Consider the following 12,849-nt stretch of genomic DNA (forward strand, 5'->3'; position numbering starts at 1 on the left):
CGACGACGCTCACCTGCCGCCGTCGTCGTCCCCGGGGTGGTTCCGGTATCGCGCAGTTCCGGCCTGCGGCCGCTACTGCGTCGGGCTACTGCTTCGCGGCTACTTCTTGGCGGCGGCGAGCAGGTCCGCCGTGCCGCGCGCATCGGCCTCGTCGACGTCGAGGAGCGAGATGCCGCGGGTCTCGCGGAGCAGGAGGACCGCGACGATGGTCACGCAGCAGGCGAGCAGCAGGTAGACGGCGACCGGGGTCGTGGATCCGTAGTCCCGCAGCAGGGTCGTCGCGATGATCGGCGCGAGGGAACCGGCGACGATCGAGGTGACCTGGTAGCCCAGGGAGACGCCCGAGTACCGCATGCGGGTGGGGAACATCTCGGCCATGATGGCGGGCTGGCCCGCGTACATGAGGGCGTGGAACATCAGTCCGATGCTGACGGCCGCGAGGATGATGGCGTCGTTGCCGGTGTCCATCATCGGGAAGGCGAAGAAGCCCCAGGTGGCGCCGAGCACGGCACCGGCGAGGTACACCGGCTTGCGTCCCACCCTGTCGGAGAAGCGCCCCACGACCGGGACGGCGCAGAAGTGCAGGAAGTGCGCCACGAGCAGGAGCAGGAGGATCCGCGTGCGGTCCTCGCCGACCACGGTGCTCAGGTACGTGATGCTGAAGGTGACCACGAGGTAGTACAGGATGTTCTCGGCGAAGCGCAGGCCCATCGCGGTGAAGACGCCGCGGGGGTAGCGCCGGAAGACCTCGGCCACTCCGTAGCCCTTGGCTTCCTCGACGACCTCCTTGCGGGCCTCGAGGAAGATCGGCGCGTCGTTGACCTTGGTGCGGATGTAGTACCCGACAAGGACGATCACGGCGGAGAGCCAGAATGCCACGCGCCAACCCCAGCCGAGGAACGCCGTCTCGTCCAGCACGGCCGAGAGACCGAACAGGACGCCCGTGGCGAGGAGGTTGCCCAGCGGGACGGCCGACTGCGGCCAGCTGGCCCAGAAGCCGCGGCTCCGGTTCGGGCTGTGCTCGGCGACCAGGAGGACCGCGCCTCCCCACTCACCGCCGACGGCGAATCCCTGGATGAAGCGCAGCACCACGAGCAGCCCCGGGGCCCAGTAGCCCACCTGGTCGAACGTGGGCAGGCAGCCCATGAGGAACGTCGAGACGCCCACGAGAATGATGCTCAGCTGCAGCAGCTGCTTGCGCCCGTACTTGTCGCCGAAGTGGCCGAAGACGATGCCGCCGATGGGACGGGCCACGAACCCGACCGCGTAGGTCAGGAAGCCGGCGATGATCGCATCGAGCTCCGAGTCGGCGTTGGGGAAGAAGACGGTGGCGAAGACGAGCGTCGCCGCCGCCGCGTAGAGGAAGAACTCGTACCACTCGACCACGGTGCCGGCCATCGAAGCGACGACCACCTTCTTCAGGCCCGACTGTTCGACGTCGGCCTCCTGGCGGTGCGGCGGGGTGTGCTGGGTTGAACTCATGCGGGCTACTCCTTCGGGTGTCTTCGTCGACACGTCCTCGATGATGCGGTTCGCCGTGAGCGGCCTCCGCTAGCCGGTGCGCATTGTGATGAGGGGCACACCGGAGCGTTAGAAGTATTTCGCCCGGCGGTGGCATGATCAACGCCGATTAGTGCAGAGCCCTTCTGCATTTACGCACAACGCGACGCTGCGGCTGGGCATTCGAGTGATTCCGAATGACCTGTGTGAGGGGCCAACCATCCGGGTACGGTACGAAGTATGGCTACCCCCGATACTCCCGGTCCCGATGCAACCCACCAGCGCCCCGAGGGTGTTTCCGACATCACGGTCGAAGCACTCGGAAAACTGTCCGAAGCACTCGAGGTCGTGGAACATGCTCGCGGACTCCTCTACGGGTTCCACCGACTCACCGGCACGGCGGATCTCAACCTCTCCGAAGCCGAAGAACTGTTCCGCAAAGCGGGCCACACGGACATCGCCGACAAACTCGCGAGTGAGATCATCGGCCGCAACGTGATCGAGGGGCGGTGGACGTTCCAGATCATGGAGGACTACGACGACCACTACTACTCCGAGTTCAAGGCCTTCGAGAAGGGAGCCCGCGATGCCCTGGTCGAGGGCAAGCGCCACCTCTTCGAAGCGGAGATGAAGGAAGACCGCCGCACCAAGGGCAAGGAGCACCACGAGGCCCTGCCACCCGAGGCCTGAGCGCCGCCACTGCTGCTCCTTCCCAGCGTTTTTCCTGCGTTTTCCGGATTGTCCGAAGCATCTGTTAGACAAGGGAAGTCACGAATCGAATCCTGCGTGGAGTGCGGATCGCTGTGACCACGTATCTGGGGGCACAAGTACATGCAATTCGGGGACATGCTGCGCCAGGCGCGCATCGCCAAGGGACTGACCCAGGAGGAACTGGGAGCAGGGGTGTATTCCACCCACTACATCTCCCTCCTCGAGCGCGGACAGCGCCAACCGACTCCCGAGATGGTGCGGCATTTCGCGGCGCGCCTCGGGATGGACGCGCAGACGCTCAACTGGTGGGTCGAGCCACCGGGCGCCGAAGATCCCCCCGCGCTGGCAACCGCGATGTTCGCGGCGAACTATGCGCGGGACATGCACGACGACGCCCTCGCGGCGTCCGAGGCCGAATACGCTGCGAGCATCGCGTTCGAGCAGCGCAATGCCGCGGCGTGGTGGGACATGTCCCTCCTGCAGGCGCAGTCGCTGATCGCACTGCGCCGGTTGGAGGACGCGGAGTCCGTCCTGCTGCGGATGGAGAACTCGTCGCTGCTGATCGCGACACCCGAACTGCGCTCCGTCGTCCAGGGCCGACTGTCCACGATCGCACGGAGTAGGGGGCGCCTGCTCGAGGCTCTCGATCTCGCCCGGCAATCCGTCGAGTCGGTAACGCACCTCGCCGAGCCGTCGCCGGCCCGCCTCCAAGCCGCGTTCATCCTCATCGCCGCGCTGTCCGTGAAGGGCGACCTCGAGGAGGCGTGGGAGGTGGCCCAAACCCTCAGCATCTGTGAAGGCGCTCCATCCGTGCCGTCACTCCTGGTAGCACGGGGGGCTTGGGCGGTCGGGAACGTCGCCTTCCGCCGCGGTGAGGTCGACGTCGGACGTGAGCAGCACGCACTCGCCGCCAGGCTCCTGCTTCCCCAGACGGACCTGACCGCCTGGGCAGAGTTCCACAAAGCGAGTGCCACCTTCAAGCTGCATGCGGGCATCGTCGACGATTCCGTCCGAGAATCGCTGCGTAAGGCGGAACAGGGTCTGGACCTTATCGGTACGCCCAGCCAGCACCTCGAACTGACCATCGCCAAGGCTTACTTCGCCATCCTCACGGAGGATCTGGATACGGCGGGCAAACTCCTAGGAGAGGTCGCCGACCAGCGCACCCTCCTCGAGTTCGAGTTCACGGTAGATCTCGAGGCGTGCCTCGGGCAGTACTACGCGGCAAGGGAGCACCACGAGAAGGCCGCGCACCACCTGTCCGAAGCGGCCCGTCTCTACTCCGAGGCCGGAGCGGACGAGAAGGCCCGCGAGCTGATGGACCAGGTGCAGTCGCTGTCCGACTGAGCGCCCTCCTGACTGACCGGTGTCAGACAAGGTCTTTTTTCGGCACACCGTAGACAGTCGCCCGGGGCAGTCCTAGCATTTCAGCAGCACGGGGACTCCTGGGGGACAGGGCCGTGCGCGTAGTCCAGCGGCCTTGCCGCTGCTCGGTGCTGGGGCCGGTCAGAGAGTCTCGACGATCCCTCGCACCCAAGGACGAACTTCATGAAGGGTACAAGCACGCCCATCGTGGTGGCCGCACTCGCGGTCGCCCTCATCTCACCAGCCGGCGCCGCAACCGCGACGCCCGGCTCCTCGCATCACAGCTGGACAGTCACCGGCGGTGAGCCGGACACACTGGCGACCGGCCTTGTCGGCCCGCTTCGCGTCGCCGTGGGCCGGGGTAATACGGCCTACGTCTCGCAGAACTTCGGCGGACAGCTCACCAGTGTGGCCCGCAACGGCGCAGTGGCCACGCTCATCAACCGCCCCGGCATCGAGATCGGTGCCGTGTCCACCCACCACGGCGAGGTGTATTTCACCGAAAGTGCCGGCGGTGGGCCCGAGGGTGAGGGCCCGCTGATCGCCAACGTCAGCGTTCTCGAGAAAGGTGCCGTCCGCGTGATCGCCGATCTCGCCGCGCTCGAGACCGCCAACAACTACGATGCCGCCAACGCCTATGGCTTCCAAAACCTCGACCCCGCATGCGCAGGACAGATCGCGCCGGAGCTCGCGCCCATCGTGCTGCCCCACGGGGGCGAGACCTACTCGCACCCCTATGCAACGGCGGTGTCGAACTCCGGCCGCTACGTGTACGTAGCCGACGCCGGCGCCAACGCTGTGTTCACCATCGACACGCGGAGCAACACCGTCAGCGCGACCGTCCTCGAACCTGTGCCGACGCTGATCACTCCGGAGCTCTTCGCCTCTGCCGCTGAACAGGGGTTCGAGCTGCCCGACTGCGTCATCGGGTCCACCTTCAACAGCGAACCCGTCCCCACGGACATCGAACTCGGCCCGGACGGCATGCTCTACCTGACGTCGCTGCCGGGAGCCCCCGAGGATCCCACGCTCGGGTCGGTACGCCGGCTCGACCCGGCCACCGGCAGCATCGAGGTCATCGCGTCCGGCCTCACGACACCGACCGGGCTGGCGCTCGACCGGCGGGGCAACATCTTCGTCGCCGAGCTCTTCGCCGGCAGGATCTCTGTCATCGCCGCGGGGACTTCCAAGGCGGTCCCCCTCCTGGAGGCTGTCCTCCCTGCCGACGTCGAGATCGACGGCAAGTACCTGTACGCCACGACGAACGCACTACCGAGCGAAACGGAACCGCCGAACGGCATGCTGGTCCGCTCACACCTGGACTACAGCAGGCAGTAGTCGCACAACGACGACGCCGTGTCCCGAGTAGGGGCACGGCGTCGTCACGCCTGACCGAACCGAAGATGCGCTCAGGCGTAGATGCTCTTGAAGTACCGGCTCCACGGCTCGGCCTGGTCGCGGCCGGTGCCGGAGAAGTCGTGCACCGTCATGCCGACCGTGGCCCCCCACGCATTCCGGCCGAAGAACCGGTACAGGGTGTCGCCGGTGCGCAGGCCGAGGAAGTGCTCCGTCAGGTAGTCGAGCTCGGCGTCGAGCGGTGCGCCGTCGGGTCCGATCACCGTGACGCGCTCCCCCTGCACCGCGCCGTCGAGCTCCAGCGCGCTGATGAGGCGGGTGAAGCCGTCGGGTGCGGCGGAGGAGGCGGGGGCCTGGATGTCCGTGAACGTGACGGGCATGCCGTCGAAGTAGCGAAGGTACTGGTCGAGGGTGTGGAGATAGAAGTGCGTGTGCAGCGAGGCGCCGTCGTACTGCTGGTCCCAGTCGTCCACGAAGATGCCGCTGTGCACGTAGTGGAGCCTGGTCCGCTCGTCGCCCAGCGGTTCGAGGACGTGCTCGAGCTGGTTGAACCAGCCGTCCTCTCCGTCCATGCGGTTGACGAGGTGGTGCGGCCTCTCCTCCACCGGGAAGGAGGAGGGCCAGTCATCGGTGGGGAACATCCACGCGGGCGTGCCCGTGGTGACGGCCTCCCATACCCGTTCGGGCGCCCCGCCCACGATGGTGTCCACGACGATCTCGAAGGACCCGTTCTCTTTCATTGCTTCTCCTCAAGGGCTGGCCCGGTGGCCGGGCGGGTAGTTGGGGTATCGATCGGTGCCGGGCGGTCCGCCCGCACATCCTTCAGTGTCGGATGGAGCGCGACGACCACCCGGTGGCGCCGTCCGCCCGCGCCTGGCCGGTGGTATCGGGCCGCGAGCTGCCCGACGGCGGTGCCGAGCTCCTCCGCGAAGGCCGCGCGGTCGGCGGCGGAGGCGAAGGTCACCTCACCGTCGATCGCGAAGGTCGGCAGGGTCTTCCCCGCCGTCGCGGCGCCGGTGATGAGCCGGCCCACCTCCTCGACGAGGCGCGCTGCGAGCGCCAGCAGCCAGAACGCGGAGAACCGGTCGGTGAACCGCCGCGGGTCGGGTGCCACGGAGGCCAGGGCCGACGGTGAGATCACGAACGACGCCGCAGTCGCCTGCAGCACTCGCTCGGTCATGTTGCCGCGCCGCCGCTCCTCGACCAGTTCGACCAGGCCGACGGCTTCGAGCGCGCGCAGGTGGTAGTTGACCTTCTGCCGGGGCAGGTCGGTCAGGGACGCGAGCGACGACGCCGAGCCGGGCTCGCGGAGCAGGTCGAGTAGCCGCGACCGGGTCGGGTCCAGGGACGCGACGGCGGCTGCAGGGTCCTCGATGACGCGGATGTCGTCCATGGGTCCACTGTCTCGCCGACAAATGTTTTTGTCAATACTATTTTTACTGTCCGTCCGCAGCGGGGTTCGCGGCGCCCTTCTGCCAGGGCCACCTACCGCTGATCTCGAGCTCGAGAGACCAGCTGAGGAAGGTCCGGATGAGGACGATCAGGGCCAGCACTCCGACCGACTCGAACGTAGGCGTCACCGCCACGGTGCGGATGATGTCGGCGGCGACGAGCAGTTCGAGGCCCAGGAGGATCGAGCGGCCCAGCCGCTGGCGGCACCGGTGGTAGACGCCGTCCTCCGTGCGGCGCCGGAGCAGCGCGCCTCCCGCCAGGAGGGTGGCGATGACGGCGCCGATGACGATGGCGGCGACACCCGCGGCGTCGACCGCCTCGCCCACGCCCTCCATGACCTCCTGGAAGTTCACCCGGCCGCCCCGAAGGGATACGTCGGCGTGGATCGGGTGTCCGTCATCGTGATGCTCCTCCGCGATCTTTCAGTGCTCTGCCGACGCTACCCCTGCACACCGGGTGCTCGCGCGGCGGCACGCACCGTGTCAGGTCTGCGGCCGGAACCGCCGGATGCTGTAGACGATGAAGGCAGCAGCCAGCAGCCCGGAGACGACGAGGCCCGATCCGACACTCCAGCCGCCGGGCAGCCACCAGCGGTCATCGAGCGGCCACCACCCGGGTACGGCAGGGTGCACGCCCCACAGGACACCGAGCAGCACGAGGATCAGGGCGCCTGTGAAGCTGAGGACGATGTTGCGCTTCGTCTTCACTCCCTGCGCCGCCGCAGCGAAGGCCTTCCGCTTGACGGGCTGCAGCCAGCGCCGCGCCCACTCGTACTGCTGGGCCAGGACCGCCAGCCCGGCCACGAGGGCCAGCAGGCCGGGACCGGGAAGGACGAGGGCGGCGAGACCGATGACCACCAGGAGCCATCCCACAATGAGTCCGATGACGCGACTGGCACCGTGGGGCGTGGTCCGCCCGGCGAATACTGCACCGTGCGTCCTGCGCTGTCGAGGGGGCCTCGCCATCAAAAATTCCTCAGTGGGCTTTGCATTCCTCTATCGTTGAACTGATCAGTGCTGGTGGCAACACCCGCCCGGTTCCGGGCAGGGCGTTGCATCACGGCAGAAGCAGACATTGCACGTCACTGGGCACGGCACGGGCAGGACCGACGTGGCGGGACCACCAGCAGCATCAGGGACTTCCCGCGCACCGCGGGCACAGAGAAGGAGATTGACCATGATCGGATTCATCCTCGCCGGCCTCATCATCGGCGCGCTCGCACGACTCATCAAGCCGGGCAAGCAGAACCTCGGCCTGCTCGCCACGCTGCTGCTGGGCCTCGTCGGCTCGGTCATCGGCGGTGCCATCGCGAGCTTCTTCGGCACCGGCAACATGTGGGAACTGAACATCTTCGGTTTCATCGTGTCCGTCATCGTGGCAGTACTGCTGATCGGTGTCGCCGAGAGTGTCGCGGGCCGCCGCCACGTCCGGCGCTAGGACTTAGCAGCACCACGGAGGGGGCGGCCTCGGCCGCCCCTTCCTCATGTCCGGACCCCTGCCCGACGTCGTCGCTCCTGGCGCCCACCCCGGCGCATACCCCGGCGCCTGCCCGGCCCGGTCCTACGCGCCGAGGAGGTCCCGCACCGCGCCGGCGATCTGTGCCGTCTCGCCCTCCCGGATCCCCGGCCGTCCAGCGAGATGCCCCAGGTCCGATTCGATGGGCTGCAAGTCGGCGGATGGCAGGCATTCCACCTCACGCGCGCTGTCCGCCGGGGGGAAGTAGAGGTCGGTGCTGCCGGGCATGACGATGCACCGTGCGGACACACCAGCGAGCGCCTCCTCGAATCCGCCCCGTCCGCGGCCGATGTCCGCCCGCTGCCACGTCCCGAGCATGGCCAGCAGGTCGTTCGCGTCCCATGCTGCATGGTCGGCGGCCCACTCCTCCAGCAGGTCCTCGATCGACGCGTAGCCGAGCGAGCGGTAGGTCCCCGCCCGGAAAAATTCCTGCGAATAGGCCCAGCCCGCATAGACGGTACCGAAGGCGCGCAGCCCGCGGACCGGCGGGGTGGCGTAGGAACCCTCCGCGAAGGCGGGGTCCGCCTGCAGGGCCGCCTTCACGCCTTCGAGGAACACCCGGTTGTGCGGTGAGCACCGCGCCGCTCCGGCGATGGGAAGAATCGCGTCCACCAGGTCCGGGTACCGCGCGGCCCATTCGTAGGCCTGCAGTGCGCCCATCGACCACCCCGCCACCAGGGCGATCCGCGCGACCCCGAGGGACGCCACGAGTCGCTGCTGGGCGATGACATTGTCGGCGATGTCGACGTCGGGGAAGGCGGCGCCGGCGATGTCCGGATGGGCCCTCGACGGGGAGGTGGACACGCCGTTGCCGAACATGTCGACGGCAACGACAAACCACCGCTCCGGGTCGAACACCCGGCCCGGGCCGATCCATGGCTCGTAGCTGGCATGCGTCCCGGTGTAGTACGAGGGCAGAATGATGCAATTGGTACCCTCGGCGTTCAGGGTGCCATGGGTCGTGTAGGCGAGACGGGCCTCGGGTAGGTCCAGGCCGGAGAGCAGCCTGAACCTCCCGAGATCGAAGGACGCGTGCATGCCGGCCTAGAAGAACCTGAGGTAGCGCTTGGTCTCCCATTCCGAGACGTGCGCCTGGTACTCGTCCCACTCCTGGCCCTTGTAGTCCAGGTATGCGTTGTACATCGCCTCGCCGAACACGTCACGCGACAGCCCGTCCGCCCCGAATTCCTCGAGGGCCTCGCCCAGGGTGCGGGGCAGGAGTCCGAGGCCCTTCGCCAGGATGTCCGCCTCGGAGTAGTTGTACATGTTCTCGGTGTGCGGCTCGCCCGGATCCAGGTTCTCCCGGATGCCCTCCAGCCCCGCCGCCAGGATGATGGCTGCGCCGAGGTACGGGTTGCAGCTGATGTCCGCTGCCCGGCATTCCACCCGGCCGCCGCCCAGCGGGACGCGGATCATGTTGGTGCGGTTGTTGTCGCCGTAGCTGACGAACACGGGCGCCCAGGTCGAGCCCGACATGCTGCCCTTGCGGACCAGTCGCTTGTAGCTGTTCACTGTGGGCGCGATAACGGCGCAGATGGCGGGGGCGTGCTTGAGCACCCCGGCGATGAACTGGTAGCCGAGCTCGGAGATGCCGCAGCCGCGGGGGTCATCGTCCGATTCGAAGAGGTTCTCCCCGGTCTCCACGTCGGCCAGCGACATGTTGAAGTGGGCCCCGGACCCGCTCCTGTCGGCGAAGGGCTTGGGCATGAAGGTGGCGAAGTAGCCGTGCTTGCGGACGATCTCGTTGGCCATGAGGCGGAAGAAGACGGCCCGGTCGGCCATGGTGAGCGCATCGGAGTACTTGAAGTCGATCTCGAACTGGCCCCTGGCGTCCTCGTGGTCGAAGGAGTACACGCCCCAGCCCATGGTGGTCATGGCCTCGACCAGTTCGGTGAGCCAGTCGAGGTTGTCGAGGGCCGCGGGCGCCGTGTAGCAGGGCTTGTCCAGGTTGTCGCGGTCGCTGGCTTCCGTCACCCCTGCCGGAGTGTCCTTCAGGACGAAGAACTCGGTCTCGATGCCCAGGTTGAAGGTGTATCCCATGGCGCGGGCGGCCTCGAGCTGACGCTTGAGGATGTTCCGCGAGGCGGCCTCGAAGGGCTCACCTCCGGTGTACAGGTCGCTGGCGAAGAAGGCGACGTCCTTGCGCCAGGGAAGCTGTACCGCACTGTCCAGGTCGGGACGGGCGGACAGCTCCTCGTCGCTGATGTCCTGCGGCATCCCGTCGAGGGCAGCGCCGGTGAACAGCTCCGATCCTGCGGCCATCTGGGGCAGGTGGGAGAGCGGCACGAACTTCGTCTTGATGTTGCCGTGGATGTCGACGAAGCTCGCCATCGCATACTTGACGCCCGCCTCCTGAAGCTTGCGCTGGACGGTCTCCACTGCTGCGCCTGTGGTTACAACACTCATGTCGATCTCCCTCTACGATCTCCGCCGGGACCGCTCCGGCCCCTTTTCGATAAGCTATTGAAAAGCTTTGCCGGAGCCAATTTCGATGAAGTGTCGATATTGTTTCCGGGGCGTAAATATCTGAAGGGCGGGCCTTCTTCCGCCCGATGCCCGGCGTCTGCGGAGATACGCTGGCGCTTCCACCACCACGAGGAAAGACAATTATGAGTCGCACAATCACGACCGGCAGCACGGGTGCCGGCAGGCCCCGGCTCAGCGGCGCCACCGGCGCATCCCCAAGGAACGACATCATCCGTGAGGCGACCGCCCTGTTCGTCGCCAAGGGCTATGCCGAGACGACCATGAGCGAGATCGCCCGCAGTTCGGGGCTCCGGCAGTCCTCGCTGTACTACTGGTTCTCCCGCAAGGAGCACATCCTGCAGGCGCTCCTCGAGGAGAACCGGGGGTCCCTGGAACTCGCGCGGCGGCTGGAGCCCTCGGCCGGCAGCGCTTCCGCCCGCCTCTACGCGGTGCTCGCTGCCGATACCATCCAGCTCTGCTCCTCGCCGCTCGACTTCTACGAATTCGAGCGGGTGGCACGAGCACAGCCACAGAACTTCGGGGCCTTCTTCGACGACTACGCGGAGCTCCATGCCCTGACCGCATCGATCATCCGGCAGGGCGTGGAGCAGGGCGGACTGCGCGACGTCGACCCCATCCCTGCCGCCACCGCAGCCCTGGCCCTGAACGAGGGGCTGCAGCGCCACTACCGCCAGCCCCTCCCCGGCGCCACCGAGACCTACTCGATGGAAGGTATCGCGGGCCTGAGTGCCGACACCTCCCTGCGGTCGATGCTGGCCTCGCCGGCCACCCTTCCCGACATCTGCAGGGAGGCCGCCCGCCTCATCCCCGAAGTGGCGCCCGAGAGTTAACCAGCGCGTAACAGATTCGATATGGCATCGAAAACGGCCGGGCCAACCATTTAGATAGCGTATCGAAACGCTGCGGCCCGCGAGCGCAGGCCTCCCTCCCACCGTTCTGGAGACTTGCATGGACACTGCAGCAATCGCGGGCAATACGGCGTGGGTCCTGACCGCCGTCGTCGCCGTCGCCCTGATGCTTCCCGGCCTGGCCCTGTTCTACGGCGGCATGGTCAGCCGCAGGACCACCATGAACATGATGCTCATGGTCCTCGGATCCTTCTGCGTGGTCGGCATCCTGTGGGTCGCGTTCGGCTACTCCGCCGTCTTCGGCAACTCGATCGGCGGTCTCGGCCTACTTGGAGATCCCACCGAGTACGCGGGACTCGGGCAGCTCCTGACAGCACCCGACGACGCCGCCCTCCCCCCGCTCGCCCTGGCCGCACTGCATCTCATGTTCGCTGGCCTCACCGCGGGGATCGTCGCCGGAGCGGCAGCCGACCGCATGAAGTTCGGCGCCTGGCTCGTTTTCGCCGGCGCCTGGGCGACGCTGGTCTACTTCCCGGTGGCACACTGGGTCTTCGCCTTCGATTCGGCCGACGGGGCGGTGCAGGGCGGGTGGATCGCGAACACGCTCGGCGCCATCGACTACGCGGGCAGCACCGCGATCCATGTGAACTCGGGAGTGGCCGCACTCGCGCTGGCACTCGTGCTCGGCAAGCGCCGCACGTGGCCCGTGCAGCCTAAGGCACACAATCTTCCCTTCACCCTGCTCGGCGTCGGCCTGCTCTTCACCGGCTGGATCGGCTTCGATGGCAGTGGCCTCGGCGCGGCAGACAACAATGCGGCGGTCGCATCGTTCAACACGATCGCCGCCACCTGCGCCGGCGTCTGTGTCTGGCTCCTCGTGGAGCGCCTGCGCGACGGCCACCCCACCACCCTCGGCGCGTCCTCGGGTGCCATCGCGGCCCTTGTGGCCATCACGCCGTCGTGTGGAGCGGTGACACCGCTCGGCGCCCTCGCCATCGGTGGTGCCGCAGCCGTGGTCTGCTACTTCGCCGTGTCGCTCAAGTACAAGCTCGGTTTCGACGACGCCCTCGACGTCACGGCGCTGCATTTCATCGGCGGTGTCGCAGGCGGCCTCCTCATCGGCCTGATCGCCACCCCCGAAGCGCCCAGCGGCGCGCAGGGCCTGCTCTACGGAGGGGGCTTCGACCTCCTGCTCCGGCAGGCCACCGCGATCCTCTCGGTCTTCGCCTACACGTTCACGGTGACGTGGCTCCTCGCGAAGGTACTGGACAAGACGATGGGCATCCGGGTCCCCGAGGCGGTGGAGGCGAAGGGCCTGGACATCACGCTCCACGCTGAGAACGCCTACGAGAACGGTTCGGACAAGGCCCACTCACCACGGGGCCACGCGGAGCAGCTGCACCACCTGGACGCTGAACCGATGGCGGCCGAGGAACCTCGGGTGCGTTGACAGGTCTGTTCCAGGAGGGCGGTGGCCACACGTGGCCGCCGCCCTCCTGCGTGTCCGGCACGCCCCGCCCCTCCCGCTCGTTCACCCGGTATACACGCCTCACCCCTCCCAGCTTGCAGGTGTAGCGTTGACGTCAGATGGGGCGAAGATTCGTTCGGAAGGCTC

At 67.4% G+C, this 12,849-nt stretch carries 13 protein-coding genes; 6 read left to right on the forward strand and 7 right to left on the reverse strand.

All coding sequences use genetic code 11. The annotated features are described in order from the left end of the window. Window positions 1–99: 99 nt before the first annotated feature. Window positions 100–1,482 carry an MFS transporter gene (locus tag ACX80J_RS15765; protein ID WP_459348418.1) on the reverse strand — a complete coding sequence of 461 codons (1,383 nt, stop codon included), beginning with the start codon at window positions 1,480–1,482 and terminating at the stop codon, window positions 100–102. Between the two features lie 258 nt (window positions 1,483–1,740). Between ACX80J_RS15765 and ACX80J_RS15770 the strand changes: the two genes are divergently transcribed. The 3 genes from ACX80J_RS15770 to ACX80J_RS15780 all read left to right on the forward strand — a co-directional run bounded on the left by ACX80J_RS15770 (window position 1,741) and on the right by ACX80J_RS15780 (window position 4,914). After that, complete coding sequence (locus ACX80J_RS15770) at window positions 1,741–2,190, forward strand: hypothetical protein (protein WP_459348419.1); 450 nt, start codon at window positions 1,741–1,743, stop codon at window positions 2,188–2,190. A gap of 141 nt (window positions 2,191–2,331) precedes the next feature. Beyond that, complete coding sequence (locus tag ACX80J_RS15775; RefSeq protein WP_459348420.1) at window positions 2,332–3,558, forward strand: helix-turn-helix domain-containing protein; 1,227 nt, start codon at window positions 2,332–2,334, stop codon at window positions 3,556–3,558. A 201-nt stretch (window positions 3,559–3,759) separates the two neighbouring features. Then, window positions 3,760–4,914, forward strand: a complete 1,155-nt coding sequence (locus ACX80J_RS15780) for a ScyD/ScyE family protein (protein WP_459348421.1) — start codon at window positions 3,760–3,762, stop codon at window positions 4,912–4,914. A gap of 71 nt (window positions 4,915–4,985) precedes the next feature. Here the strand turns inward: ACX80J_RS15780 and ACX80J_RS15785 are convergent, their stop codons facing one another. The 4 genes from ACX80J_RS15785 to ACX80J_RS15800 all read right to left on the reverse strand — a co-directional run bounded on the left by ACX80J_RS15785 (window position 4,986) and on the right by ACX80J_RS15800 (window position 7,349). After that, window positions 4,986–5,672 (reverse strand): SRPBCC family protein, encoded by a 687-nt coding sequence (locus ACX80J_RS15785; protein ID WP_459348422.1) that lies wholly within the window; start codon window positions 5,670–5,672, stop codon window positions 4,986–4,988. Beyond that, window positions 5,669–6,325 carry an ArsR/SmtB family transcription factor gene (locus ACX80J_RS15790; protein WP_459348423.1) on the reverse strand — a complete coding sequence of 219 codons (657 nt, stop codon included), beginning with the start codon at window positions 6,323–6,325 and terminating at the stop codon, window positions 5,669–5,671. Before ACX80J_RS15790 ends, ACX80J_RS15785 begins: the two co-directional genes overlap by 4 nt. Before the next feature lie 43 nt (window positions 6,326–6,368). Continuing rightward, on the reverse strand, window positions 6,369–6,737 hold the full coding sequence (locus ACX80J_RS15795) for a DUF1622 domain-containing protein (RefSeq protein ID WP_459348424.1): 369 nt from the start codon (window positions 6,735–6,737) through the stop codon (window positions 6,369–6,371). Between the two features lie 129 nt (window positions 6,738–6,866). Then, window positions 6,867–7,349, reverse strand: coding sequence for a PGPGW domain-containing protein (locus ACX80J_RS15800; RefSeq protein ID WP_459348425.1), 483 nt, complete (start codon window positions 7,347–7,349; stop codon window positions 6,867–6,869). Window positions 7,350–7,560: 211 nt separating this feature from the next. On the opposite strand from ACX80J_RS15800, the gene ACX80J_RS15805 reads away from it, so the two are divergent. Beyond that, window positions 7,561–7,821 carry a GlsB/YeaQ/YmgE family stress response membrane protein gene (locus ACX80J_RS15805; RefSeq protein ID WP_459344980.1) on the forward strand — a complete coding sequence of 87 codons (261 nt, stop codon included), beginning with the start codon at window positions 7,561–7,563 and terminating at the stop codon, window positions 7,819–7,821. A 123-nt stretch (window positions 7,822–7,944) separates the two neighbouring features. Here the strand turns inward: ACX80J_RS15805 and ACX80J_RS15810 are convergent, their stop codons facing one another. Together ACX80J_RS15810 and glnT are read right to left on the reverse strand one after the other, a co-directional pair. Further along, entirely contained in the window at window positions 7,945–8,937 is a 993-nt protein-coding gene (locus tag ACX80J_RS15810; RefSeq protein ID WP_459348426.1) for an alpha/beta fold hydrolase, read from the reverse strand. Window positions 8,938–8,943: 6 nt separating this feature from the next. Then, entirely contained in the window at window positions 8,944–10,305 is a 1,362-nt protein-coding gene (glnT, locus tag ACX80J_RS15815; RefSeq protein WP_459348427.1) for a type III glutamate--ammonia ligase, read from the reverse strand. A gap of 203 nt (window positions 10,306–10,508) precedes the next feature. Here glnT and ACX80J_RS15820 point away from each other — a divergent pair, with 203 nt between their 5' ends. Together ACX80J_RS15820 and ACX80J_RS15825 are read left to right on the forward strand one after the other, a co-directional pair. Next, entirely contained in the window at window positions 10,509–11,216 is a 708-nt protein-coding gene (locus ACX80J_RS15820; RefSeq protein WP_459348428.1) for a TetR/AcrR family transcriptional regulator, read from the forward strand. A gap of 118 nt (window positions 11,217–11,334) precedes the next feature. Beyond that, window positions 11,335–12,684, forward strand: coding sequence for an ammonium transporter (locus tag ACX80J_RS15825; protein WP_459348429.1), 1,350 nt, complete (start codon window positions 11,335–11,337; stop codon window positions 12,682–12,684). The last annotated feature ends 165 nt before the right edge of the window (window positions 12,685–12,849 follow it).

This window comes from Arthrobacter rhamnosi, from assembly GCF_054510975.1.